The following is a 25228-nucleotide window of genomic DNA, read 5'->3' as shown; positions in this document are numbered from 1 at the left end:
GCTCAGAGATCCAGCAGGGGCCCGTCGTGGCGGCTGAGGGCCAGTAGCAGTCGACGGGCGTGTTCCAGCTCCCCCGGGTCGCTGCCCCCCTCGTACAGGCCGGCGATGGCTGCGCCGTCGGCGGCCCGGGTGATGAGCAGGACCCGTTGGGGGTGCAGCTTGTCGGCGTCGAACGCCTCCTTCCAGCGCTGCTTGTCGCGTCGCAGCACCTCCGCGACGCCGGGGACGTTGGAGAGGGTGGCGGCCAGCACGGCCTGCTCGGGAACCCTGGACTCGTCGAGCAGGTCGTCGAAGGTGGCGTTGACGTAGCCGCGCACCAGGCGGCCGGGGGCGTGGTCGCGGGGGTCGACCGCCGCGTACACCGCGGCGGCGAACTGTTCGGCCAGGTCCTCGGCCAATGCGAGCAGCAGCTGGTCGCGGGAGCGGAAGTGGTGCAGCAGCCCACCCTTGGAAACCCCGGCCGCCCGGGCGATCGCGTCCACGCTGGCACCGGACCCGTGCGTGCCGACCACCTTCGCGGCGGCGTCCAGCACGACCCGGCGGGTCCTGGCCGTGTCCCGTTCCCGATCTTGCACCGCAGCCTCCCGGCTCGTCCCGTGGCGGCACCCGTTCGCCGCTGCGTCGATCCTACGAGCCGACCAAATGGTTTGCACAGCCGACCATATGGTCGATAGCTTGGGAGCATGACGTCCGCGACGCCCTCCCCGCTGGCCGGCCCCACGCCGACCACGTCCCCTCGCCCGGCACGTGCCGGAGGCCGCCAGTGGGCCGCGTTGGCGGCGCTCACCCTGGCGGTGACCCTGCTGGCTGTCGACGGCACCGTGCTGGCGTTGGCGATGCCGGCCCTGACCGCCGACCTCGGAGCCACCGCCAACCAGGTGCTGTGGATCGGTGACGCCTACTCCTTCGCCCTGGCTGGCCTGTTGATCAGCATGGGCACCCTGGCCGATCGCATCGGCCGCAAGCGGCTGCTGCTGATCGGCGTCGCCAGTTTCGGTGCCGCCTCACTGCTGGCCGCGTTCGCACCGACCGCCGGCTGGCTGATCGCCGCCCGGATCCTGCTGGGCGTGGCCGGGGCGACGTTGATGCCCTCGACCCTGTCGATCGTGCGCAACGTGTTCACCGACCCGGGGCAGCGTACCCGCGCCATCGCGGTGTGGTCGGCCGGCGCCTCCGGCGGCGCGGCGCTGGGCCCACTGGTCGGCGGCGCCCTGCTGGAGCACTACTGGTGGGGATCGGTCTTCGTGATCAACCTGCCGATCATGCTGCTGGTGCTGGTCACCGTCGCGCTGTTGGTGCCCGAGTCGCGCAACCCCGCTCCCGGGCGCTTCGACCTGCTCAGCGCCGTGCTGTCGGTGGCCGCGATCGTGCCGCTGGTGTGGGCGGTCAAGCACACCGCCAAGGCCGGCGTCGATCCGGTCGGCCTGCTCGCCGCCGCGCTCGCCGTGGGTGCCGCGGTGGTGTTCGTACGCCGCCAGCGCAACCTGCGGGCGCCCCTGATGGACATCACGCTCTTCACCCGGCCGGCGTTCACCGGCACCGTCCTGGCCTCGATGATCGCCATCTTCGCATTCAGCGGGCTGCTGTTCTTCTTCTCCCAGTACCTGCAACTGGTCCGCGGCTACTCGCCCCTGCAGGCAGGGCTGCGGGAGTTGCCCGCCACGCTGGCTTCCATCGTCGTGGCTGTCGTCGCCGTCCGGATCATCGTCCGGCTCGGCGTGGGGCACACTCTCGCCGCCGCACTGCTGGTGGCCGCGGCGGGGCTCGGTGTGCTGGCGATGGCCGAAGGCGCCACCGGCTACACCGGCATGGCCGTAGGCCTGATCCTGATCGGGCTGGGGATCGGGATCGCGTTCACCGCCTCCACCGACGCGATCCTGAGCTCGGTGCCCCGCGAACGGGCCGGCGCCGCCTCCGCGATCTCCGAGATGTCCTACGAGCTGGGCGTCGCACTGGGCATCGCCCTGCTGGGAACCCTGCACGCCGTGCTGTACCGCGCCGGCCTGCCCGACCTGTCCGGCCTGACCGGCGCCACCCGGGAAGCGGTAACCGAATCGCTGGCCGCCGGCACCCAGGCTCTGGCCGGCACCGACGGGCACGGCACCCAGATCCTGACCGCCGCCCGCGACGCCTTCGCCCACGGCATGCAGGTCACCTCGGTCATCGCCGCGGTCCTGCTGGTGGTGGCGGCACTGGTGGCGTGGAAGATCGTCCCCTCCGACCGGCGTCCGGGACGCTAGGCCGGTGATGGATGCGCGATGGCCCTCCTCCCCACGGCCCGTCAGACCATGGTCAGAAGACCCGGTGTAACCGGGGGAACCTCACTTCGGGACCATGAGATCGGGCGTGCTCCAGGAACGCCACAGCTGGCTGTACCGGCCCCCGGCCGCCAGCAGTTGGTCGTGCGTGCCGTGCTCGGCGACCCGCCCGTGTTCCAGGACGACGATGCGGTCCGCGGTGGCCGCCTGGCTGAGGCGGTGGGCGACGATCAGCGTGGTACGGCCCTCGGTGGCCGCCATGGCGGCTCGGTCGAGGTCACGCGCCCCCGCGCTGCCAGCCTCCGCGGTGGCCTCGTCGAGGACCGCGACGGCGGGGTCGGCGAGGACGAGGCGAGCCAGGGCGAGCTGCTGGGCCTGGGCGGCGGTGAGCTGCCGTCCCCCCTCCCCCACGCACGTGTCGAGGCCGTCCGGCAGGGTACGGAGCCAATCGGTGACGCCGACGAGGTCGAGGGCTGCGGTCAGCTCGGCGTCGGTGGCGTCCGGGTCGGCGAGGCGTAGGTCTTCGCCGAGCGTCCCGGCGAAGACGTGCACCTCCTGGCTGATCAGGGCGATCTCGCGACGGACGCGGTGGTCGCCCAGTTGCGCCAGCGGCACACCGCGCAGGGACACCGAGCCGTCAGTGGGCGCGATGATTCCGGCGGCGATGCCGGCGAGGGTGCTCTTGCCCGCTCCGCTCGCTCCGACGAGGGCGACGCGTTCTCCCGGTGTGAGCCGGAGGGCGATGTCCCGCAGCACCACGGGTCCGTCGTCGTAGCAGTGCCGGGCGACGGACACCTCCAGCCCCGCGGGCCCAGACCTGCCCGGCTCCGCCGTCCCGGAGCGTTCCTGGCGGGCAGGCCCGGATTTGTCGGGCGAGGCGGAGCCCGGCATCGAGGTGACGCCGACGAGCCGGGCGAGGCTTGCCCCGGCCTGCAGCACGGAGTCCGACTGGAGCAGCAGCAGACCGATCGGGTTGAAGAGGCGGTGGAAGTAGAGCGCGGCGGTGGTCGCTGCTCCCACGGTGGCCAGGTCGTCGCGGACCAGCAGAAAACCGGCGAGCAGTACGGCGGCGAGCCCCACGAACTCCGCCCGGTTGACCCGCAGCCCGAATCGGGTGTGCAGGCTGAAGATCTCCAGCGACAGGTCGCGGGCCACCGCGGAGCGATCGGCGATCCGAGCGACGTGTGCGTCTTCCATCCGGTATGCGCGCACGGTGGCCGAGCCGCGAAGTGCCCCCGCCATCGCCTGTGCCCGCTCGCCCGTCGCCACCCGCTCGCGGGCGTAGTACGGAACCGAACGCTTCAGGTACCAGTACAGCCCGAACGCGTAGGCGGGGGCCGCGGCCAGCCCGGCGAGGCCGAGCCGCCAGTCGAGGGCGAAGAGACCTGCCGCGGTCAGCACGATGGACAGCAGCGCGCCGAGGAAGGCGGGTCCGCTGGTGCTGATCACATTCGTCGCCACGGCCACGTCGTCGCCGGCGCGTGCTATCAGGTCCCCGGTCCCGGCTCGCTCCAGCGTGGCTGACGGTAGGTGCAGGGCGCGGTCGAGGACCCGCTCCCGCAGCCGTGCCAGCACGGTCTCGCCGAGGCGTGCGGCGACCGCGGCTCCGATCGCGGTTAGGACACCGGCGAGCACCGCGGCGCCGGCGATCACGCCCGCCCGGGCCACGATCTGTGTCGTGTCGGACCCGGCGATGACGTCATCGACGAGCCGGCCGAGCACCCATGGGGCGACGAGCCCGGTCGCTGCCGCGGCGACCAGCAACGTACCGGCGGCGGCGCTGAGCCCGGGCAGCCGGGCGAACTCGGCGCGCAGCGCGGCCCAGGTCTGGCGGGCGGTGGCCGTCGGCAGCAGTTGCCTCGATTCCACGCCGACTCCGGTCGATGCATCGGTCACCGCAGGACCTCCTCCCGGTAGCGGGCGTCGCTGGCGAGCAGCTGTTCGTGCGGGCCGTCGGCGACGACCCGCCCCCGGTCGATCACCGCCACCCGGTGCGTGATCCCCAGCAGGGCCGGACTGTTGGTGATCAGCACCGTGCCGCGGGGCGCCGCCGCGCGAGCTGAGGCCAGCCCTTCGGCGAGCAGCACCTCGGTGACCGCGTCGACCGCGGTGGTGGGGTTGTGCAGCACCAGCACCGGTGGGTCGGCGACGAGTGCCCTGGCCAGCCCGATCCGCTGCCGCTGTCCGCCGGACAGGTTCGCCCCCCGCTCGGTGAGCAGGCGGTCGATGTCGTGCGGGTGCGCGGCGAGCACGTCCTCGGCCGCCGCGGCGCGCACCGCGGCGCGCAGGACCGCCTCGTCGGGGTTGGCGCCGGCGGCGAGGTTGGCGCGCAGCGTCCCCTCGAACAACGCCACGTCATGCTGCTCGACCAGGAGGGTGCTGCGTACGGCGTCGATGTGCAGCTCTTCGGCGGGTACGCCGTCGACGTACACCGTTCCCCGGTAGTCCTCCCGGGGCACCCGGCCGGACAGCAGCGCGACCAGCGCCTCGGCCTCGCTCGGATCGTAGGCGAGCACGCCCAGGACCTCGCCGGCGCCGACCCGCAGGGACACTCCGTCGAGTCCGGCGTACCCGACCGTGTCGAGGGCGAGGCGCGACGGGTCCGGGGCAGGCTGCCCGGCGGTTCCCGGCCGGGTGAGCGGCGGGGCACCGAGCACCCGGGCGACCCGCCCCGCGGAGGCGCGGGCCATGGCGAACACCTGTACGCCGTACCCGAGCGTCTGCACCGGCTCGGCGATGAACTGGGCCAGCCCGACGACGGCGACGAGTTCGCCGATGGTGAGCCGGCCCTCCAGCGCGAGCCAGCCGGCGACACCGGCGACCGTCGCGAGGAAGAGGCCGTTCACAGTGGTGGTGAGCCCGAGGTGCAGACCCTTGGTGGTGGCGGCGCGCAGGGTGACGTCGAGGGCGTGCCGGCTGGCGGCCGCGTACCGGCGTGCGGCGTGTTCCTGAGCGCCGATGCCACGCAACACGCGCAGGCCGGTGACGAGGTCCACGGCGAGCGCGGTGGTGGTCGCGAGGGCCTCCTGCTGGGATGCGCTGCGCCGGGTGAGCAGCGGTGCCATCCGCTGTAGGGCGAGGACCACCAGAGGCACCCCGATGAGCACCCCGAGCCCGAGCGGAACGTCGACGACGAGCAGCGCGACGGCCGCGACCACGAGGGCGGTGACGGCAGCGGCGCAGAACCCTGCGACCCGCACGACGAGCGCGGACAGCTCGGCGTCGGAGGCGGTGACGGAGAGCAGTTCGCCGTCACGCATACCCGAGCGGCGTCCGCGCGGATCGAGGGCGCTCTCGGCGATCTCGACCCGCACGTTGTGTGCCTCCTGCTCCACGGCGGCGAACGCCTGACGGGCGCCGGTCCGGTAGGCGAAGGCGAGAACGGTGAAGAGGACGGCGAGACCGGCGAGCGAGAGCAGCAGGGCGCGTACATCCCCGGTGGCGACCGCGCGGTCGATGATCACACCGATGGCGACCGGAACGAGTGCCTCGGTGGCCTGGTGGACGCAGAGCAGCGCGATGCCGGTCACCACCCGACGGCGCTGGCGGCGCAGGGCGCGGCGCAGCACCGCCGTACCGTTGATCTCGTCGCCTGCCATGAGCGAAGGTGTGTACACGAGATGCGCCCTCCCAGCGATCATGGGCCAGGTTAGCCTCACCTAATGCTCGCCGGCGTCGGGGGCTCGTCGACCGGTCCGACGGCCCCCGCACTGCGACGGCTGAACCTTGCCGACACGTCAGGTGCCGATGCTGAGGCCGAGGTCCGGACGGGTCGTGACGTGATGGCGACCGATCGGCAGCATCAGCGGCTTCTCCGACGTCGGATCGATGATGACCTGGCTTTCGAGGCCGAACACGGCGCGGACGCACTCCTGCGTCAGGACCTGTGCCGGCTCGCCCGCGGCGTGCACTCGCCCGGAGGCGAGCGCGATGAGGTGGTCCGCGTAGCGGGCGGCGAGGTTGAGGTCGTGCAGCACCATGACGATCGTCGTTCCGCGCGTCAGGTTGAGGTCGGTGAGCAGGTCGAGGACTTCGACCTGATGGCTGACGTCGAGGAACGTCGTCGGCTCGTCCAGCAGCAACAGGTCCGTCTGCTGGGCCAGCGCCATGGCGATCCACACCCGTTGCCGCTGGCCGCCGGAGAGCTCGTCGACCGAGCGGTCGGCGAGGTCCGCCGTCTGGGTCGCGTCCAGGGCCGCCGCCACCGCGGCGTCGTCCTCCCTGCTCCAGCGGGAGAGCAAACGCTGGTGCGGATTGCGCCCACGACCGACGAGGTCGGCCACGGTGATCCCCTCGGGCGCCGTCGGCGACTGGGGAAGCAGGCCGAGGGTACGGGCCAGTTGCTTGGCCGGCAGCCGGTGCACCTGCTTGCCGTCGAGCAGGACATGGCCGGCGCGGGGTGCCAGCAGTCGCGACATCGATCGCAGCAGGGTCGACTTGCCGCACGCGTTGGCGCCGACGATCGCCGTGATCTTCCCGGGCGGCACGACGAGGTCGAGCGAGGAGATGACGACGCGGTCGGAGTAGCCGAGCGTCAGCCTCTCGACCGCGAGCGTGTGGGTGGTGGTCACAGCGAGCCTCCCGCGCGGTTCGTACGGATGAGCAGGTAGATGAGGTAGGGGGCGCCGAGCACGCCGGTGACGACACCCACGGGATAGCGCGTGTCGAAGGCGTACTGGCCGACGAAGTCCGCGACGAGCACCAGGAGGGCGCCGACCAGCGCGGAAGGCAGCAGCAGCGAGCCGGCCGGGCCGATGATCCGGGCGGCGATCGGTCCGGAGAGGAAGGCGACGAAGGCGATCGGCCCGGTTGCCGCGGTGGCGAAGGCGATCAGACCGACGGCCGCGACGATGACCAGGATCCGGGTGCGCTCGAGGCGGACCCCGAGTGCCGCAGCGGTGTCGTCGCCCAACTGCATCATGGCGAGGTTGCGGGCCTGGCTCAGCAGCACCGGCGCCAGGACGGCCACGGCGACGGCCACCGGAACGGTCTCCTCCCAGGTGGCGCCGTTGAGGCTGCCGGTCAGCCAGCGCATGGCCTCCTGCAGGTCCCATTCGGCGGCCTGGGTCAGCACGTACGCGGTCAGGCTGTCGAGCATGGCGGCCATGCCGATGCCGATCAGGACGAGGCGGGTACCGGCGACCCCGTCCTTGAACGACAGGAGGTAGATGACCAGCGCCACCGCCAGCCCGGCGACGATCGCGAAGGCGGACACCCCCGCCTCGCCGAGGTGCAGCGTCACGATCGCGAAGGCGGCCGCGGCGCTCGCGCCGGAGCTGATGCCGATGAGGTCGGGGCTGGCGAGCGGGTTGCGCAGCATCGTCTGGAAGGTGACGCCGCCGATCCCGAAGCAGGCCCCGGCCAGGATCGCGAGGACGGCCCGCGGCAGGCGGAGCGTGCCCACCGTGAACGAGGCCCCGGGGACGTCCTCGCCGGCGATCACCGCCAGGACGTCGGCCGGCGGGTAGAAGGTGCGGCCCGCCATCAACGAGACGGCGAACGCGGCGACCACGAGCGCGGCGAGCACGATGAGCACGATGAGTCGCCGGCGCGTACGGCGGACCCGGCCGTGGGTGACGGCCTCGAGAGTCGTGGTGCTCACAGCTCGCGTACCTTCTGCCGGCGGACGATGTAGATGAAGAACGGGGCGCCGATCAGCGCCGTCACGATGCCCACGTCGATCTCCGCGGGGCGGGCCACCACCCGGCCGACGACGTCCGCGGCGGTCAGCAGCGACGCGCCGAGCAGCGCGGCGAACGGCAGCAGCCACCGGTGGTCGAGCCCGACCAGCATCCGGCACACGTGCGGGACGACCAGACCGACGAACCCGATGGGTCCGGCGACCGCCGTGGCGGCGCCGCAGAGCAGCACGGAACCGAGCGCCGCGACGCCCCGTACCACCGTGACCCGTTCGCCGAGCCCCGCCGCGAGTTCGTCTCCGAGCGCGAGCGAGTTCAGGGCCCGGGCCGACAGGACGCAGATCACGAAGCCCACCGCGAGGAACGGCAGGGCCTGCCGGATGCTGTCGTAGGTGGCGCCGCCGACCCCGCCGATCTGCCACGACCGGAAGCCACCGGCCACGTCGTTGCGGGGCAGCACGAAGGCGCTGATCAGCGACGCGAGCGCGGCAGATGTGGCGGCGCCGGCGAGCGCGAGCTTGAGTGGTGTGGGGCCGCCCCGCCCCAGGGAGCCGACGGCGTACACGAAGACGGCCGCGAGGCCGGCGCCGAGGATCGCCATCCAGAGGTAGCTGGTCGCCGAGGAGAGGCCGAACGTGACCATTCCGACGACCACGGCGAGCGAAGCCCCCATGTTGACGCCCAGGATGCCCGGGTCGGCCAGCGGGTTGCGGGTCACGCCCTGCATCACCGCGCCGGCCAGGCCGAGCGCCGCGCCGACGGTCACGGCGAGCAGGGTCCGCGGGATCCGTTTGGTGACGGCGGCCTGTTCCATGGTCTCGTCCGCGCCCTGAAAGGCGGCGAGGATGTCGGACCAGCCGACGTTGCGGGAGCCCAGCGCGACCGACGCCGCCATGAGCGCCAGCAGCACCGCGATCGCGACGAGGAACCACAGCAGGCGTACCCGTGCCGGACGCCGCACCACGGCGACGTCCGGCAGGGCACGCGAGTCGAGCCCGGTCATGACACCTGGTCGGCAGCCTTGGCGAGCATCGCGACGTAGTCGTCCAGCACGAACGGGATGGCCAGCGGGGTGGGGTTCGCCGCGGTGCCCAGCGGCGTGCTGCCGGAGAGCATGACCACCGAGCCGCGCTTGATCGCGGGGATCTTCGACAGCAGCGGGTCGGCCTGCGCGGCGGCGAGCAGCTTGTCGTCGCCGTACGCGACGATGACGTCCACGTCGTCGAAGACCTGGATCTGTTCGGCGCTCTGGTTGAGGGTGAACTTGTCGGTGCCGGCGGAGAGCTTGGCGATGCTGCCCGGGACCTTCATCCCGAGGTCTTCGAAGAACTGGGCCCGGGTGTCGTGCGTCGTGTAGAAGCCGACCTTGCTCAGGTCGGTCGGGTCGACGTGCGTCATGAACATCGCCGACTTGCCGGCCAACTGCGGGTGCTTCGCGGCGGCGTCGGTCATCTTCTTCTCGAAGTCGGCGATCAGCGCGTCGCCCTCCTTCGCCAGGCCGAGGGCCTGGCTCTCCAGCTTGATGGTGTCGCGCCACGCCGTGGCCCAGGGCGCCTTCGGGTAGGCGACCACCGGGGCGATCTTGCTGAGGGTGTCGTAGTCCTGCTGGGTCAGGCCCGAGTACGCGGCGAGGATGACGTCGGGCTTGGTGTCGGCGACCGCCTCGAAGTTGATGCCGTCGTTCTCGTCGAACAGCACCGGCGCTGTCCCACCGAGCGACCTGAGTTTTTCGGCGACCCATGGCAGGAGGCCGTCGTTGTCGTCGTCGCCGAAGTTGGCCTTCGCCATCCCCACGGGGACGATGCCGAGAGCCAGCGGAACCTCGTGGTTCGCCCAGGCCACGGTTGCCACCCGCTTCGGCTTCTCCTTGATCGTCGTGCTGCCGAGCGCGTGCGTGATCGTGATCGGGAACGTGGCGGAGCTGCCGCTGGCGGAGGTGTCCTCGGCCTTCGACGACCCGCCGCAGGCAGCGAGCACCAACGTCGCGGCCAGGGCGACGACCCCGGTCAGGAAGCGGTTTGAGCGCATAGAACTGGACTCCATCACTGAGTAAGGGGAGCCTAACCTAACACACGTTTCAGGCGGTCTTGATCTACCGCAGCACCGCCGGCAACCCCGCCCCACCTGGGATGACGAGGGCGGAAATCAATCCGAGGCCAGGGCAGGCTAACCTAACTTACTGAGCACGGGAGTGGCTCACCGCCCACGAAGGAGCGACACCATGACCGTCGGCACCGCTGTGCTCGAAGCCGGGACGATCCGGCGCCCGATGCTCGCCGAGGTCGTCGCCAACCGGCCACTCACCCCTCATCTGCGGCGCATCACCCTGACCGGTACGGAGATCGACCGCTTCGGCTACGACGGGCCGGACCACCTGGCGCGGGTCTTCCTCGCCCCCGCACCCGGCGCCGAACTGCACCTGCCGGACTCCGCGCAGTGGTGGCCCGCCCTGCAGGCCATGCCGGCACAGCTGCGGCCGGTGGTCCGCAACTACACGGTCCGGCGCCTGGACGCCGGACGGCGCGAGCTGGACATCGACTTCGTGCTCCACGGCGACGGCGGGCCGGCCTCCGCCTGGGCGCTCGAAGCCGCCCCCGGCGACCGGATCGGCGTGCTCAGTGACGGCGCCGCGTACGCCCCGCCCGCCGACACCGAGTGGCAGCTGCTCGTCGGCGACGAGACCGCCATGCCGGCGATCACCGCGGCTGTCGAGGCGCTGCCGCCGCAGGCGCGGGCAATCGCGCTGATCGAGGTGGGTTCCGCGGAACACGAGATCGAGGTACGCACGCCAGCCGGTGTCACGCTGACCTGGCTGCACCGCGGCGGCACCCCGGCGGGCGGCAGTGACGTGGTGATCCGCACGCTGCGGGAGCTGGCACTGCCATCCGGCACGCCGTACGCCTTCGTCGCGGGTGAGGCCGCCATGGTCACCACCGTCCGTCGGCATCTGTGCGCCGAACGCGGCATCGCCAAGGAGCGCGTCTACTTCGGCGGCTACTGGAAGGTCGCCACGCACTGAGTGTGCGGCGCCATGCCGCCGCACCAAGGTTGTGCGCGTCGCCGGGAATCTGTCCCAGGCCGTCCGGTAGGACGACGCGGAAAAGCTGGGAGCACCACGCGGAACTCTGTCGCACGGGTGGCCTAGCCTTCGAGCGCCGTTGATCGACCTGGGGAGATGTGCATGGGCAAGTTCGTGCTGCCGGACGAGGACACCTGGGTGTTGCCCAAGGCCTGGCGCCCGGACACGCATCCTCGCCGGGGTGGGCACCCCGCACCGGCGCGGGTCATCCCACCCGACGCGGCCGAACGGCTGCGCGCCCGGCTGAGGTCCGACGACTTCTCGAAGAACATGGCGAGGGTGTCGGAGCGGGCCGTGGTGTTCGATCCGGTGCTGCTGGCCGAGGGCCACCGCTATCTGCGCAACTGGCGAGATCTCGATGAACCCGGCGACGAGGCTGACCCGCTCGGGGCCGCGGTGGCCACCCTGTTCATCCGCCGCTGGGACCGCGAGGCCATGGCGTGTTCCGTCGACGTGTGGGTGTCCCGGTTCGGGGTGGAGTTCGCCGCCCGGGTCGTCGGCGAACTCTCCAGGGTCCTCGACGAGTGCTCCCTCTGGTCCGTCGACCCCGCCGCCGTGGTGAAGACCCACGAAGATCTATGGCGCGGAGACGACCTGGGTAGTCTCTACGTGCTGGCCCGCGAGGTGCGCTCCCACCTGGCAGTGGCGACCGATGCCGAATACGAGCGGGTCTGCGGGATCCTCGGCGGATACCGAACGGCGGCGATCGGCCGGGTGGTGACGTCCTACCTGGCGCCGACGCAGGTGGCATGGGTCGACGAGGACTGCGCCGCGATCGCCGGCTGGTCGGCCGACGAACACTTCAGCCGAACGAAGTGTCCCAGCCGCCTGACTCAGATGCTGTTCTTTGCCGCCAGTACGGTCCGTCACCTCGAACAGCTCCGCGACCTCAGGTCAGACGTATTTGGGAGCAAGGAGATTGGCACAGTTCTGGACGGGGTCGGCCCGGCCGCCGCGCCGATCCTGATGGAGCCCCACTACAGCCATCGGCTGCTCCTGAATGACCGCGGGCCCCGATCGGAGGGCCGAGGGGGACCTGACGGCATCCAGATGCTCTCGCTGATCCCGACGGACGACGCGTTTCGGATGCTGTGCCGGGCGACCCTCGGTGCGCAACGGCTACGCCCGGGTGCGCTCCTGAAATCCGGGGTGTTGTCGCGATATCCGGTGCGGGCGCTGCGAATCCTCAGCGAGCTCGAGACGGTGGAGCCGAGGTACGTGCAGGTGTCCAGCTACAGAGACCCGGAGTGGATAAATCCGCACGAGGCTGCCCTGTACACGGATCTGCTGGGCACGCTGCTGCTGGCCGAGCCGCGGCTGCTGCCGGCCGTGGCCGCGTCGCTGCCGGCCGCGGTGCGGGCCAGGGCGGAGGAGATCGTGGCCAGTGGCGGCGCGGGAATCGGCGCGGGCTGGACAGCGCTGCTGGACCGCCACGATGAACGGCGGTACGAGAAACTCCTCGACAGCGCCGACGACGAGAAGCGGGCGGTCGCCGCGTTGGCCGCGATACCCACCGAGGAGGCATTCGGCCACCTGGTGGACCGGGTCCAGCGCATGTACGTCCGCCCGGCCTTGCTGGTCGCGGCCAAGCGCGACCCGCTTCTCGCGCTGCGGGTGCTGCTGGCGAAGTCCACCGCCGCGGTGGGCACCGACGCCGTGACGACCGTGTCGGAGTTGCTCCGTAACCACGTGTTGGCCTATCCCAAGGCGGTCGCGGAGACGTTGCCGGCCCTCGATGCGGCGGCGCGGGCCCAGGTGGAGGCAATCGTCGGGGCGACATCCTCGGCGGGCGACACCCCGGGCGCCGGCAGTGCGCCGGGTGACACGGGCCCGTCGGGTGTGACGGTGCCGGTGCTGGCGGGTCCTCCGCGTCGGTCGGACGGAAAGCCGATGCGGGTTCCCGAACTGCCCGAGTGGCTGGTCGTCGCGGCTCTTCCCCCGGTGACTCTGCGCGATGGCGGGCAGATCCTGTCGCAGGACGCGGTGCGTCAGTTGTGCGCCCTGCTCGCCGTGTCGAAGATCGCCGACGCTCATCCCGGGGTCGCCGAGGTGCGCGCGCTGGGTGAGCCGCGCAGCCTCGCCGCCCTCGCCTGGACGATCTTCGAGCAGTGGCAGGCCGCGCAGTATCCGGCGGCGAGCAAACTCGCGATGGTGGCGGTGGCGCTGTTCGGTGACGACACCACCGTGCCGGCGTTGACCTCGCTCTTCCCGGCCTGGGCCACCGGCAGCAGCCTGCGGGTGCGTACCGGCATGGACGTGCTGGCCGCGATCGGATCCGACGTCGCCCTGACGCATCTGCACCGCCTGTCCCGCAGGGCCAGGACCAAGGGCTTCCGGCAGCTGGCCGAACAGCGCCTCAACGCCGTCGCCGAGGCCCGAGGCATGCAGCCCACGCAGTTGGCCGACCGGATCGTGCCGGACCTCGGCCTCGACCCCGACGGTCGCATGACCCTCGACTACGGCCCCCGGCAGTTCACCGTCGGCCTCGACGAGCAACTCCAGCCGCAGGTCATCGACCAGCGCGGCAAGCGCCTCGCCCGGATGCCCCGACCCACGGCCGCCGACGACGAGGGTTTGGCAACGGCGGCCTACCAGCGGTTCACCGAGCTGAAGAAGGAAGCGAAGACCGTCGTCGCGGAGCGGACCCGGGCCCTCGAAGAGGCGATGGTGGTGGGTCGGCGCTGGAGCGGCGAGGAGTTCCGGCGGCTGTTCGTGCGGCACCCCCTGATGTGGCAGTTGGCGCATCGGCTGCTGTGGGCGACGTTCGACGAGCGGGGAGCGGTCGCGGGGACGTTCCGCGTGGCCGAGGACCGCACCCTCGCCGACCTCGACGACAAGACCTTCGCGCTCGACGCGGCGGCGACGGTGGGAGTGGCCCATCCGTGGCACTTCGCCGGTGACCGGGCGGCGTGGACGACGGTGTTCGCCGACAATGCCGTCATCCAGCCGTTCCCCCAGCTCACCCGGGAATTGATCGGCCTGTCCGAGGCCGAGGCGGACGCCGGGTTGGAGTCCTTCGTCGGCAGATCCGTCGAGGGGCGGAAACTGTTCGCGCTGGCCGCTCAGGGCTGGCGGCGCTGCGACGGGGCGCACCACAGCGCGGTGCTGCGCGACTGGCCCGGCGACCGCACCGTCGAAATCGAGTACTCCCCCGGCTTCCACTGGCAGGACCGGGACGCGGCCCAGAAACTGACCGGCATCCGGGTCTGGACGACCAGCATCACGCCGGCCGGATCAGCCTGGTCCGACCAGCCCCGGCCCGCGGATCCGGCCAGGTTCACCGACCTCGACCCGATCGCCAGTTCGGAGGTCGTACGCGACCTGCGCTTCCTGGTGCGCTGACCGCCCCGGCAGCGGGTTGGCACCGGAAGACAACGGATCCGGCGCAGGATCACGCTGACGTGACGCGGCGGGCCGTGGACCCCGCCGAGGGCGTCCAGGCATATCTGATCTGGTCCTCGGTGACCTGGCCAGACCGGCCTGCGGGCCTTCGGTCATGGCCACCGCGATCGCGTGGTTGAGCATGGCCATCGGCTCGATCAGGTCGCTGTCCCACCGGTTCCGGTCCTGCTCGGCCAGCGGGATCAGACCCCTCGGCGTCGGTGCGGGTAGCGCGGCAGGCATCGGTCAGCAACACACTGTCTTGATCCTTTCATGGTCAGGCGGGCAGCGCGCCTCAGGTCCGCGCGTTTGCGTCTGTTCCCTTGACGCCGCCATCGTCAGATGGGCTCGACGAAAAGGCTCTAGGATTGAGACAAGATCCCAAACTGACCTGCGAATAGTCCTCACAGTAAGGATGGGCGGTCATGGACCCGGATTCAGACGACGACGAGAATCTCAGCCCCGAGCAACAGGAAGTGCAGAACAGGCTCCTGCAAGCTTTCGAGAGGGTGGGCACGATCTCGATGGCGCTCGACCATGTTGCGCATCTCCTGAATCCCGACAATCCATACACTCCAGCCACGAACACACCGCCAGTGAGGGCTCTACTGGATGAGGTGAAGCCCGGCAAAACTGTCGAGACGCGCCGAGAGGCCATGCTCAAGCTTCAGGAGAAACTGACTGTGGCCACCAAGGAATACGAAAGGGCAACGAAAGAGGCGGAGAAGTTGTCCTGATCATCGGAACAGCGGACGCTCCCACCCGGCAAACCGGGTGGGAGCGTCCGGGTGAGCGCTGGCTGTTACCGGAGCTGGTAGGCGCGGGTCACGATCTGCTCGACGGTGTTGCCGTCAGCGTCGGTGGCCTGCACCCGCAGCGACACGAACCCGTTGGTCGCGGCCAACCTCGGGTGCCGGACGGTGGCCTCGTACTGTCCCGTCCGCTTCCGGTCGACGTCGGCGAACTGCCAGGTCGCGCCGTCGTCGTAGGAGACCCACAGCTTCGTGTCCCGGATCGCCGGCCCGGACAGCCCCTTCGGGTGCCGGACCGTCAGGTCGATGTCGAACCGGGAGCCGGCCCTGGCCCGGTTGTCGAGGTCGACATCCACGTCGTAGTCGACCGACAGCATCGGCATGATCTGCCGGGCGTCCGCGCGCTGCGAGTGGAAGGTCCAGGCGGTGTTGACCTTGGTGGAGGTCGTCCACCAGGAGTCTTCCCTCGCCACGTCGAGCGTCACCCGGTACTCGGCCCGCTCCGGCACGGCCGGGAAGGCGAACGTAGCGAAGTTCGCAGTTCCGAGAAGCTCACCGTTGCGGTGGACGGTGGCGCGGACCTTGTCGGTCTGGATGACGTGCGGCTGCTGCCTGTGGTCGGCTCCGACGTCGAGCATCGCCGAGGACTGGACCACTACCAGGTCGTTGTCGCGGAACGCCGCGTCCGTCAGGTCCGCGGGCAGGGCCGTACGGGCCACGGACTTGTTCCAGGTCGGGGAAAGCCGCTGCCCCGGGCGCAGCACCTTGACCGTCTCGATCAGTTCCGACCCACCCAACGCCCACACCGGACCGAGCTTCGTGACCTGCCCGGTCCGCAGACCGGCGCTGACATACTCGGTCCGGGTCGACGGCATGATCAGCCGGTCGATGGCGCCGTACGCCGTGGCCTGTCGCGGTGCCCAGATGAACCGGAACTGGCCGCCCTCGGTGCCGTTGGCCGAGGCGTGGTAGGAGGTTCGCAGGGTGGCCAGGTCGTTGTCCCGGACCCGGTACCGCTGGTTCGCCGGCAGGCCGCCCTTCTCCACCTGGAGCAGGTCATAGGAGTACGGGCTGACCGCCACCCCCTTGAACTCGACCGTGACCCGGTCACGACGCAGGAGCTCGAGCAGCTGCCCACCCTGCTCGCCGGAGAGGGTCATCGCCGGGATCGCGGTGGGTGTGCGGGTCCAGAAGTCGATGCCCCAACGCTCGGGAATGTTGTTGTAGACGATCACGGCTGACGCGCCCGCGGCGACCGCGTTGGCGAGTTGCTGGTCGGGAGAGATGGCGGCACTACGCTTGACCAGCGCGGTCTTGCCCCGCACCGCGAGCCCGGCGTACTCCTGGGAGGTGCCGGTCCCGGCCGACACCACCTGAAGGCGCCTGGTGCCGTCGAACCGCACCGAGCCGCCGTTACCGGCGAAGTAGGCAGCGTCGTCCAGCGACATCGCATTCCGGCCGACGACCCGCGCGGCCAGGTCGGGCGCGGTCAGCGTCCAGCCGGCGTACGCCTCCAGGTTGTCGTTGGTCTGCTCCGTGGGGATCGAGTAGAGGGAGGTCTCGCCACCCGCCCACATCTCGAGGCCGTACCGGTTCTGCTGGTCACTGCTGAAGCTGTTGAAACCGAGCCGAGCACGGTCGGTCTTCGTGGGCTTCGGCGTCCGCATGCTCACCGAGTTGGCCTTACGCCCGTCGAAGGTGATCGTCCGGTCGCCCTTGACCGACACGTTCGGCAGGATGCCCTGGGTGTACTCCCAGAGCCGGTTGTACTCCGGGCTCACGTCGGAGATCCCCGCGTGGAGGGTGTACTCACCAGCCGGCAGGGACAGTGCGATCGTCCCGTCCACATCCGGGTGCAACACTTCGGGCAGGGCGAGTCGCCCGAGGTCGAAGAGTCGCACCTCCGACGTGGCGAGCGCGGGCGCCGCGCCGTCCCGGCCGATGACCTTGATCTTTACCGCGAACCGCTCCACGTCCCTGACCAGACCGACGGCGGTGGAGACGACGGTCGTACCGTCGGCGGAGACGCCGGCCAGGTGGGCGCTGTAGGTGCCGGTCGCGACACCGGTGGGCGTCATGGTCACCGGCACGGTGGCGGTGCCCTTCGCCGGCACGGTAACCGTCTCGGCATCGAGGCTCAGCAGCCCGGCGGGCAGTCCGGCGCCCCGCAGAGACAGGGCCAGGGTGACCGGCTGGTCGCCGTCGTTGGTGTACGTCACCTGCTTGACCACCGGCGCGGTGGCATCCCACTGCACGATGCCGTAGTTGACCACGCCGGTGCCGAACACGTTCTGTTGGACGGCGCGGGACACGTCCACCCGACCCGCACCCTGGCTGAACGCCGGGTCGCTGGTGTGTGCCTTCGCGGTGCTGACCAGGTGGGCCTTGAGCCGCTCGGCGGTCCAGTCCGGATGCTGCTGGGCGAGGATCGCGGCAGCGCCGGCGACGTGCGGGGTGGCCATCGACGTGCCACTGGCCGAGGTGTGGTGCGGGTCGACCGGCTTGCCCATCGAGGTGCCGGCGGCCCGGGCGGCGACGATGGCCACCCCGGGTGCGGTGATCTCGGGCTTGATCGCACCGTCGCCGAGCCGCGGGCCACGGCTGGAGAAGTCGGCGATGTCGTCCGCGTCGTCGACCGCGCCCACGGTCAGCGCAGCGTCGGCCGTGCCCGGGGAGCCGAGGGTGCTCGCTCCGCTGCGGCCCTCGTTGCCGGCGGCGATGGTGAAGAGGGCCCCGGTCTCGGCGGTCAGCTCGTTGACGGCCAGCGCCATCGGGTCAGTGCCGTCGGTCCCCTGGCCGCCGAGGCTCATCGAGATGATCTTGGCACCGGAGCGGGCCGCCCATTCCATCCCGGCGATGATCTCGGAGTCCGAGCCCGTACCGCCGTCGCTGAGCACCTTGCCGATCAGCAGTTGTGCGCCGGGTGCCACCCCCTTGTGCTTCCCACCCGAGGCCGAACCGGAGCCGGCGATCGTCGAGGCGACGTGGGTGCCGTGGCCGTGTCCGTCCTTGACCTCCTCGCCGGCGATGAAGCTCCGACTGTCGACGATCTTCCCGGTGAAGTCCGGGTGGTTCGGGTCGATGCCGGTGTCCAGCACCGCGACCTTCACCCCGGTGCCGTCGAAACCCGCCGCCCAGGCGCCAGGCGCGCCGACCTGGGGCACGCTCACGTCGAGCAGCGCCTTGGCCTTGCCGTCCAACCAGACCCGGTCGATGCCGCCGGCGAGCTGGGTACGCGCGGTACCCGCCTGCGGGCCGTCGTCGTCGATGGCCTCCCAGAACGACTCCGCCTGCTTCTTGTCCGCTGCCATCGCCGCGCCGTTGATGCTGGTCAGCGGCCGGAGCGCCTGGCCGCCGGAGGGGGCCGCCGCACGTGTTGCGACGCCGTTGCCCCGGTAACGCACGATCAGCGGGATCGACCCGGTACGGGCGTCGTCGTACCCCTGCTCGATCAGACCGGTCACGTTGAACAGCCGCCGGTCCAACCGCCCGGCGGTGATCAGCGCCTGGGCCTCCCTGGGCAGGACGTAGATGTCCTTGCCGACGGTGGTGATGGTGGTTCTTCCGTTCGAACCCTCCTGCCCGTTCACTGCCACCGCAGTCGGCTGGTTCGCGCCGCTCGTCACCGTGACGACGTCACCGGTGAGCAGAGTGACCTGGCTGGTCGTCTGTGCCGATCGGGGGACGGTGGTCACACCGCCTTCAGTGGTCGGCGGCTTCCCGTGGGCTGCCGCACCGCCGCCTGTCGCGACGAGCGCGGCAGCGACGGTTACGCCGAGCAGCGTCCGTCTACGCCATACCCGCATCTCATTGACTCCCATCTATGGCCACCGTTGGTGCCTGGTGATCAAACAGCCTGGTCAATGTCTGGCCGGCGGCGCTACGGTCCAGCCTGGCGAGCACCGGACATGTCGGGTCTTCGCCACGCGTCGATGTCACGGAAGGGTTCGCCCCGCTGCCTGATCGCACATGCGGAGTCCCTGGTCAGCGGGCCGATGGCGTAACCGAGACTGGTGCGACGCACAGCGGCACGTGGGAGGGGCGAGATGCTAGGTGGGTTCGGCATTGACGAGCGCGAGGAGGCGGTCTATGCCGAGATCCTCCGCCGCCGCCAGACAACCGTCACCGAGGTGTCGGACGCTCTCGGCATCGATCCCGCCACCGTCGGCGACTGCCTCGCCAAGCTCGCCTCACTCGGTCTGGTCACCGGCCACGACAGCGGGCTGCACACGGCGGTGGCCCCGGACGTCGGACTCGGCGCACTGATCGTGCAACGTCAGGCCGAGCTGCAACGGGTCCACGGCAGGCTGGCGGAGCTGGTCGCGGTGTACCGCACCGGCTCGTCCTGGCCGGCCGGTCAGGTGGAGACGATCACCACGCCCGAGCAGCTCGCCACCTGGATCGACACCATGGAACGGGGGGCCCAGACGGAGATCCTGGCGTTCTTCCGACCGCCGTACATCCTGAATCCCGATCTCGAGACCTTCAGCAGGTTCGCGCCGACGTACCGCTACGTCTACGAACGCAGCGCCTTCGACGACTCCCGGGTTCCCGAGGAGATCAGCGGATTCCTGCGGAGCGGCTACGAGATCAGGATCGCGGACGCCCTACCGAACAAGATGATAATCATCGACCGGCAGGCCATCCTCCTGCCGATGCGGCTCGACCAGACGAGCATGCACCCCGGTTTCCTGCTGATCCGCGGCGAGTCTCTGGTCCGGATGCTGGTCGACCTGTTCGAGCGGGTGTGGACGGCGGCGACACCGCTCCGGGTCACCGCCGCCGGCCTTGCCGACGGCGTACCGGCGATGGACGAGGTCGACATCCTCCTGCTCACGATGCTGCTGTCCGGGCTGCCGGACAAGACCGTCGCCGCCCGGCTCGGCACCAGCGAACGCACGGTGCAACGCCGGCTCCGACGCCTGATGGAGTTGACCGGAGCCAACAGCCGGATGCAACTCGGCTGGTACGCCGCCCGATCCGGCCTCATTCCGGCCTGAACGCCACCCACCCGGCCCGAATATCGGGAGAAGTCACTGCCAAGGCGTGCTCCGCCACGGCCGGCAGGGAGGCGCGGTCAGGATCCCGTGAGTGGGACGCCAGCCTCCACCGATGACGAGAAAAACGGGCGTGTCGGCCCGGCGAGTCCTTCACATCCGCGTGGAATCAGCGGGAAACGCGGAAATTCTTTCATCTATACATCTGAATACATCACCGCCTAGCATCACCTCCGACCAGATCAACCTTCCCGGATCTCTGCACCACCCCGCATCGGATCCGGGTGTCAGGAGAGGGACGACTGATGACACTCCCCCGCCTGTCCAGGCGCCACTGGCGTCTGGGCGTCGCAATGGCCGCGGCCACCGCCGCGGTGGCGTTCGGCACTCCAGCGACAGCCGCTCCCGCCGAGGGGCAGATCCTCCAGGCCGGCGGCGCCACCGCAGTCTCCGGCTCGTACATCGTGGTGTTCAAGGACACCGCGGTGCCCCGGGCCGAGGTCACCGGCAACGCCCGCACCCTGGCCGGTCGGCACGGCGGCACCGTCGCCCGGACCTTCCAGAACACGGTACGCGGGTTCGAGGCCCGGATGTCCGACACACAGGCCCGGCGGCTGGCCGCCGACCCGTCGGTGAAGTACGTCGAGCAGAACCACGTCATGCGGATCTCCGGTACGCAGACCCCCACCCCGTCGTGGGGACTGGACCGCAGTGACCAGCGCGACCTGCCGCTGAACAACTCCTACACCTACCCGAACAACGGCTCCGGCGTCCGGGCGTACATCATCGACACCGGCATCCGGTTCTCGCACAGCGACTTCGGTGGCCGCGCGGTCACCGGCTTCGACTCGGTCGACGGCGGCGCGGCCGACGACTGCAACGGCCACGGCACCCACGTCGCGGGCACCGTGGGCGGCACCGCGTACGGCATCGCTAAGAACGCCACCCTGGTCGGCGTCCGGGTCCTCGACTGTGGGGGCAGTGGCACGTACGCCGGGGTGATCGCGGGCATCGACTGGGTCACCGGCGACCACGACCCCGGTGAGCTGGCGGTGGCCAACATGAGCCTCGGCGGCGGCAAGGACCAGGCCGTCAACGACGCGGTCACCGCCTCCATCGCCGACGGCGTCAGCTACGCCATCGCGGCCGGCAACGAGTACTCCGCCGACGCCTGTAACGTCTCGCCGGCCAGCACCCCCAACGCGATCACCGTGGGGGCGACGACCAGCACCGACGCCCGGGCCGACTACTCCAACATCGGCACCTGTCTGGACATCTTCGCCCCGGGCTCGTCGATCACCTCGGCGTGGCACACCGGCGACAGCGCCACCAACAACATCAGCGGCACGTCGATGGCCGCCCCGCACGTGGCCGGTGCCGCCGCGCTGGTGCTCGCCGCCAACCCGTCGTACACCCCGCAGCAGGTCCGCGACAAGCTCGTCAACGACGCGACCAACGGCAAGGTCACCAACCCGGGCACCGGCTCACCGAACAAGCTGCTCTACGTCGGCAACATCAGCACGCCGACGCAGGACTTCGCCATGTCGGTGTCGCCGACCTCCGGAACGGTCAACCCGGGCAGCTCGGTCACCGCGACCGTCGGCACCACCACCACGGTCGGCAGCGCGCAGACGGTGACGTTCTCCGCCAACGGCCTGCCCGCCGGGGCGACAGCGAGCTTCAGCCCGTCGTCGGTCACCTCCGGTAACTCCGCCACGATGACCCTCTCCACCACCGGCGCCACCGCGCCGGGCACCTACCAGGTGACCGTCACCGGCACCGGCACGGTCACCACCCAGACCGCGTCGTACACGTTGACGGTGAACGGACCGCCCGGCTGCTCGCAGACCAACGGCACCGATGCCAGCATCGGCGACAACACCACGGTCGAAAGCTCGATCACCATCAGCGGCTGCTCCGGCAACGCCTCCGCCACCAGCACCGTCAACGTGGACATCGTCCACACCTACATCGGTGACCTGGTCGTCAGCCTCGTCGCCCCCGACGGCTCCGCCTACGTCCTGCACAACCGCACCGGCGGCTCCACGGACAACATCAACCAGGCCTACACCGTCAACCTCGCCAGCGAGGCCGCCAACGGCACCTGGAAGCTGCGGGTGCAGGACGCCGCCTCCGGCGACACCGGCTACCTCAACACCTGGACGCTCAACCTGGTCGGCGGGACGCCCCCGGGCTGCACCGGCACGAACGGCACCGACGTCAACGTCCCCGACAACACCACGGTGGAGAGCCCGATCACCATCAGCGGCTGCTCCGGCAACGCCTCCGCCACCAGCACCGTCGCCGTGAACGTCGTCCACACCTACATCGGTGACCTGGTCGTCAGCCTCGTCGCCCCCGACGGCTCCGCCTACGTCCTGCACAACCGCACCGGCGGCTCGACCGACAACATCAACCAGACCTACACCGTCAACCTCTCCTCCGAGGCCCGCAACGGCATCTGGAAGCTGCGGGTCCAGGACGCCGCCTCCGCCGACACCGGCTACCTCAACACCTGGACGCTGACGCTCTAGCAGCAGCGGCACCACCAGCGCACCCCCACACCGGGGCCCCGGCTGAACTCCAGTCGGGGCCCCGACCTTCCATTGCCGACCCACACACAACCAGGCATCCGCCGCCACCGGGCGCACGCGCCCCTTGCCGTCGTACCCGTCGAAGAAACCGGCCCAGGACCGGGGCATACCAGCCGCACCGGGAACGTAGGGCACGTGATCCACGAGCTCGGCGGCCTCGGCCAAGGGCACGTTCGGCAGGTGCCGGGCGAGCTCGCGCGCTCGCCGCGGCGCGTGGCAGCGGCGAGTGCCACACGGCGTCGACCGGCACGCCGGCGAGCCGTTAGCAGGCTCGCCTGCCGGCGCCCGACGTCGGTGAGCTCACCGAACGCGTCCGCCGCACCGTGTCGTGCCACGTAGAGATGTCGGGTTGGTATGAGAGCAACCTATTGGGATCCGGGCTCCGCGCCACGCGCGATCCCCAGGGTCGAGAGCAGGTCCTCGTGAAGCTCCATCCAGACGGCGTGGCAGGAAGCCACGCCGACGCCGGCCACCCACTGCTGCTGCCCCTCGCGGGCGCGTGCCAGGGCTGCGGAAAACCGCTCGTCGTAGCCGCCGAACCGTGCCAGGGCGTTGGCGAGGCCGCCCACCAACTGTCTCAGGTCGCCGGCGAGCGCGGAGAGTTCGTCCAGCACGCGGGCGTCCCACTCCGGGTCACTGTGATCGTTGACCGCGAGCCGGTCATCCGCGTCGGGACGCAACTGCCAGTCGGTGCACGCGCGCACCAGCCGCGCGTTCAGGGGCCGGAATCCCCGGTGCGCCTCCTCAACAGTGGCCCGGGCCCCGGATTTGTCCAGTTCCTCGGCGAGCCTTCTGGCGTCCTCGGCCCGGCCCCGCTCGGTCAGCGTCCATCCGCTGGTGCCTGCGAACCCGACGTGTGTCACCCACCCGTAGGCCTCGTTGTCCTGGAGCAGCTCGGAGACCTGGTGTTGGTCGACGCCGGTGCGATGGGCGACCGCGACGTCGTCGGCTAAGCCGGTCACCCGTACGGCGTGCAGGACCAGCAGGCCCGGCGGCGAACACCATTGCGCCGATGAGGCGTGCGACATGGGCCTGAGCATCCAGGCTCACGCTCCGGACGTCAACGCCGGGCAGATGCGGGAAGAGATGACCAAGCCGGCCGTAGCGCAACCGCAGCCAGTAGCGTGTCGGAGGGATGCCCGGCAGCACGTGGGCGACGGCAGTCAGCGGGTAGGGAGAAGCCGGTGCTGGAGAAGCGGTGCTGACAGACCTGGCTGTCGCCGATCGCGCGACCTCAGGTGGCAAGGCCGCCCCGCTCGCCCGACTCCTCCTGTCCGGACTGCCGGTACCGCCCGGGTTCGTGGTGCCGACCCGCGCCTACCAGGAGGCGGTGGCCGGCCTCGACCTCACCGGCGCCATCCGTCACGGGGCCGACGCCGCGCGCCTGCTGGTCGAGCGGGCAACCCTCTCCCCCGCGTTGGTTGACGAGATCTCCCGTGCGCTCACCCGGATCACCGGCCCGTCAGGCGGGTACGTCGCCGTACGTTCCTCGGCGACCAATGAGGACGACGCTGACGTTGCGGCGGCGGGGCAGCATGACACCTTCCTGGGCGTCCGCGGGCCCGACCAGGTGGCCGATGCGGTACGCGGGTGCTGGGCCTCACTGTGGTCTGAGCGCGCCGTCGCGTACCGGCGACGGCAGGCGGGAGACGTGCACGCCGACCCGCCTGCGACCGCCGTGCTGGTGCAGCGTCTGGTGGAGGCCGACGTCGCGGGTGTGCTGTTCACCGGGAGGACCATCCGGATCGAGGCGTCGTGGGGGCTCGGCGAGCGGGTGGTGGGCGGCCAGGTCACCCCGGATTCCTGGGTGGTGTCCGACAACACTGTTGCCCGCCGGGCGATCGGCGCCAAGGACACCCGGATGGACCGGGTGGGCACGCAGGTTGTCATGCGCGAGGTGCCGACCGCCGACCGGGAGCGTCTCTGCCTTGCCGACGACGTCGTACTCCACCTCGCGCGACTGGGCCGCGAGATCGAGGACCTGCTTGGCAGACCACAGGACGTCGAGTGGGCTATCGCCGACGGTCGGGTCTGGATCCTGCAGGCCCGCCCGGTCACGGCCGCCCTTCCGACCGCGCGGGCCGCACCGTCCGGCCGTGCTTCGGACAACAACTCGTTGACCGGTACGCCCGGAAGCCCCGGACTCGCCGCGGGACCGGCGCGCGTGGTGCGTGGCCCGGACGACTTCGCCGAGGTACGGCCCGGCGACGTGCTCGTGTGCCGGACCACGGACCCAGCGTGGACCCCGCTGTTCGGTGTGGTGGCCGCAGTGGTCACCGAGACCGGCGGCCTGCTCTCGCACGCCGCGATCGTGGCACGCGAACTGGGCCTGCCCGCTGTGTTGGCGGTCCCGGACGCGATGACGGCGCTGCCCGACGGCGCGACGGTCGAGGTGGACGGGAGCACCGGCCGGGTCGTGCTGACCGGGGGCAGTAAGACGTGCCGACCGAGGCGGACGCATCGCCACGAGGTTGAGGAGCATCTTTTCGGACCGGAGGGCGATCCGCACAACCCCCGAGGCTGCCGCC

General features: G+C 70.8%; 15 protein-coding genes and 1 pseudogene. 7 read left to right on the top strand and 9 right to left on the bottom strand.

Annotated elements, in window-relative coordinates; all coding sequences use genetic code 11:
- Positions 1-2: 2 nt before the first annotated feature.
- Entirely contained in the window at positions 3-575 is a 573-nt protein-coding gene (locus GA0070608_RS21465; RefSeq protein WP_176733790.1) for a TetR/AcrR family transcriptional regulator, read from the bottom strand.
- Between the two features lie 108 nt (positions 576-683).
- On the opposite strand from GA0070608_RS21465, the gene GA0070608_RS21460 reads away from it, so the two are divergent.
- On the top strand, positions 684-2240 hold the full coding sequence (locus GA0070608_RS21460) for an MFS transporter (RefSeq protein ID WP_091630330.1): 1557 nt from the start codon (positions 684-686) through the stop codon (positions 2238-2240).
- An 81-nt stretch (positions 2241-2321) separates the two neighbouring features.
- Here the strand turns inward: GA0070608_RS21460 and GA0070608_RS21455 are convergent, their stop codons facing one another.
- The 6 genes from GA0070608_RS21455 to GA0070608_RS21430 form a co-directional block, all read right to left on the bottom strand.
- Positions 2322-4154, bottom strand: a complete 1833-nt coding sequence (locus GA0070608_RS21455) for an ABC transporter ATP-binding protein (RefSeq protein WP_245715871.1) — start codon at positions 4152-4154, stop codon at positions 2322-2324.
- Positions 4151-5857, bottom strand: a complete 1707-nt coding sequence (locus GA0070608_RS21450; RefSeq protein ID WP_091630329.1) for an ABC transporter transmembrane domain-containing protein — start codon at positions 5855-5857, stop codon at positions 4151-4153. The genes GA0070608_RS21455 and GA0070608_RS21450 overlap by 4 nt, the downstream gene beginning before the upstream one ends.
- A 138-nt stretch (positions 5858-5995) precedes the next feature.
- Positions 5996-6829 carry an ABC transporter ATP-binding protein gene (locus GA0070608_RS21445; protein WP_091630328.1) on the bottom strand — a complete coding sequence of 278 codons (834 nt, stop codon included), beginning with the start codon at positions 6827-6829 and terminating at the stop codon, positions 5996-5998.
- On the bottom strand, positions 6826-7860 hold the full coding sequence (locus GA0070608_RS21440) for a FecCD family ABC transporter permease (RefSeq protein WP_091630327.1): 1035 nt from the start codon (positions 7858-7860) through the stop codon (positions 6826-6828). Before GA0070608_RS21440 ends, GA0070608_RS21445 begins: the two co-directional genes overlap by 4 nt.
- On the bottom strand, positions 7857-8900 hold the full coding sequence (locus GA0070608_RS21435) for a FecCD family ABC transporter permease (protein WP_091630326.1): 1044 nt from the start codon (positions 8898-8900) through the stop codon (positions 7857-7859). Before GA0070608_RS21435 ends, GA0070608_RS21440 begins: the two co-directional genes overlap by 4 nt.
- Complete coding sequence (locus tag GA0070608_RS21430; protein ID WP_176733789.1) at positions 8897-9925, bottom strand: iron-siderophore ABC transporter substrate-binding protein; 1029 nt, start codon at positions 9923-9925, stop codon at positions 8897-8899. Before GA0070608_RS21430 ends, GA0070608_RS21435 begins: the two co-directional genes overlap by 4 nt.
- Before the next feature lie 193 nt (positions 9926-10118).
- On the opposite strand from GA0070608_RS21430, the gene GA0070608_RS21425 reads away from it, so the two are divergent.
- The 3 genes from GA0070608_RS21425 to GA0070608_RS21415 all read left to right on the top strand — a co-directional run bounded on the left by GA0070608_RS21425 (position 10119) and on the right by GA0070608_RS21415 (position 15094).
- Positions 10119-10916, top strand: a complete 798-nt coding sequence (locus GA0070608_RS21425; protein WP_091630324.1) for a siderophore-interacting protein — start codon at positions 10119-10121, stop codon at positions 10914-10916.
- A 162-nt stretch (positions 10917-11078) separates the two neighbouring features.
- Positions 11079-14318, top strand: a complete 3240-nt coding sequence (locus GA0070608_RS21420) for a DUF4132 domain-containing protein (protein WP_141719523.1) — start codon at positions 11079-11081, stop codon at positions 14316-14318.
- Positions 14319-14782: 464 nt separating this feature from the next.
- Positions 14783-15094: a hypothetical protein gene (locus GA0070608_RS21415; protein WP_091630322.1), complete on the top strand. Its 312-nt coding sequence runs from the start codon at positions 14783-14785 to the stop codon at positions 15092-15094.
- 65 nt (positions 15095-15159) lie between these two features.
- Here the strand turns inward: GA0070608_RS21415 and GA0070608_RS21410 are convergent, their stop codons facing one another.
- Positions 15160-18804, bottom strand: a complete 3645-nt coding sequence (locus GA0070608_RS21410; protein ID WP_218107551.1) for a S8 family serine peptidase — start codon at positions 18802-18804, stop codon at positions 15160-15162.
- A gap of 351 nt (positions 18805-19155) precedes the next feature.
- On the opposite strand from GA0070608_RS21410, the gene GA0070608_RS21405 reads away from it, so the two are divergent.
- Together GA0070608_RS21405 and GA0070608_RS21400 are read left to right on the top strand one after the other, a co-directional pair.
- Positions 19156-20109: a helix-turn-helix domain-containing protein gene (locus GA0070608_RS21405; RefSeq protein ID WP_091630320.1), complete on the top strand. Its 954-nt coding sequence runs from the start codon at positions 19156-19158 to the stop codon at positions 20107-20109.
- Between the two features lie 302 nt (positions 20110-20411).
- Entirely contained in the window at positions 20412-22640 is a 2229-nt protein-coding gene (locus GA0070608_RS21400) for a proprotein convertase P-domain-containing protein (RefSeq protein WP_091630319.1), read from the top strand.
- A gap of 425 nt (positions 22641-23065) precedes the next feature.
- Here the strand turns inward: GA0070608_RS21400 and GA0070608_RS21390 are convergent, their stop codons facing one another.
- Positions 23066-23728, bottom strand: a complete 663-nt coding sequence (locus tag GA0070608_RS21390; protein ID WP_245715870.1) for a transcriptional regulator — start codon at positions 23726-23728, stop codon at positions 23066-23068.
- 170 nt (positions 23729-23898) lie between these two features.
- Between GA0070608_RS21390 and GA0070608_RS33570 the strand changes: the two are divergent.
- Positions 23899-25098: pseudogene (locus GA0070608_RS33570) on the top strand (PEP/pyruvate-binding domain-containing protein); the annotation flags it as partial.
- Between the last annotated feature and the right edge of the window lie 130 nt (positions 25099-25228).

It is taken from the genome of Micromonospora peucetia, from assembly GCF_900091625.1.
GTDB classification, from domain to species: domain Bacteria; phylum Actinomycetota; class Actinomycetes; order Mycobacteriales; family Micromonosporaceae; genus Micromonospora; species Micromonospora peucetia.
The sequence above is the reverse complement of the archived record's forward strand: the minus strand, read 5'-3'. Positions and strand labels throughout refer to the sequence as shown.

What these genes read in the sequence shown, in the direction of transcription:
- GA0070608_RS21460 (WP_091630330.1), top strand. Translation starts at nt 684, where the DNA reads ATGACGTCCGCGACGCCCTCCCCGCTGGCCGGCCCCACGCCGACCACG.
- GA0070608_RS21420 (WP_141719523.1), top strand. Translation starts at nt 11,079, where the DNA reads ATGGGCAAGTTCGTGCTGCCGGACGAGGACACCTGGGTGTTGCCCAAG.
- GA0070608_RS21430 (WP_176733789.1), bottom strand. Translation starts at nt 9,925, where the DNA reads ATGCGCTCAAACCGCTTCCTGACCGGGGTCGTCGCCCTGGCCGCGACG.
- GA0070608_RS21405 (WP_091630320.1), top strand. Translation starts at nt 19,156, where the DNA reads ATGCTAGGTGGGTTCGGCATTGACGAGCGCGAGGAGGCGGTCTATGCC.
- GA0070608_RS21390 (WP_245715870.1), bottom strand. Translation starts at nt 23,728, where the DNA reads ATGTCGCACGCCTCATCGGCGCAATGGTGTTCGCCGCCGGGCCTGCTG.
- GA0070608_RS21415 (WP_091630322.1), top strand. Translation starts at nt 14,783, where the DNA reads ATGGACCCGGATTCAGACGACGACGAGAATCTCAGCCCCGAGCAACAG.
- GA0070608_RS21435 (WP_091630326.1), bottom strand. Translation starts at nt 8,900, where the DNA reads ATGACCGGGCTCGACTCGCGTGCCCTGCCGGACGTCGCCGTGGTGCGG.
- GA0070608_RS21450 (WP_091630329.1), bottom strand. Translation starts at nt 5,857, where the DNA reads ATGGCAGGCGACGAGATCAACGGTACGGCGGTGCTGCGCCGCGCCCTG.
- GA0070608_RS21400 (WP_091630319.1), top strand. Translation starts at nt 20,412, where the DNA reads ATGACACTCCCCCGCCTGTCCAGGCGCCACTGGCGTCTGGGCGTCGCA.
- GA0070608_RS21425 (WP_091630324.1), top strand. Translation starts at nt 10,119, where the DNA reads ATGACCGTCGGCACCGCTGTGCTCGAAGCCGGGACGATCCGGCGCCCG.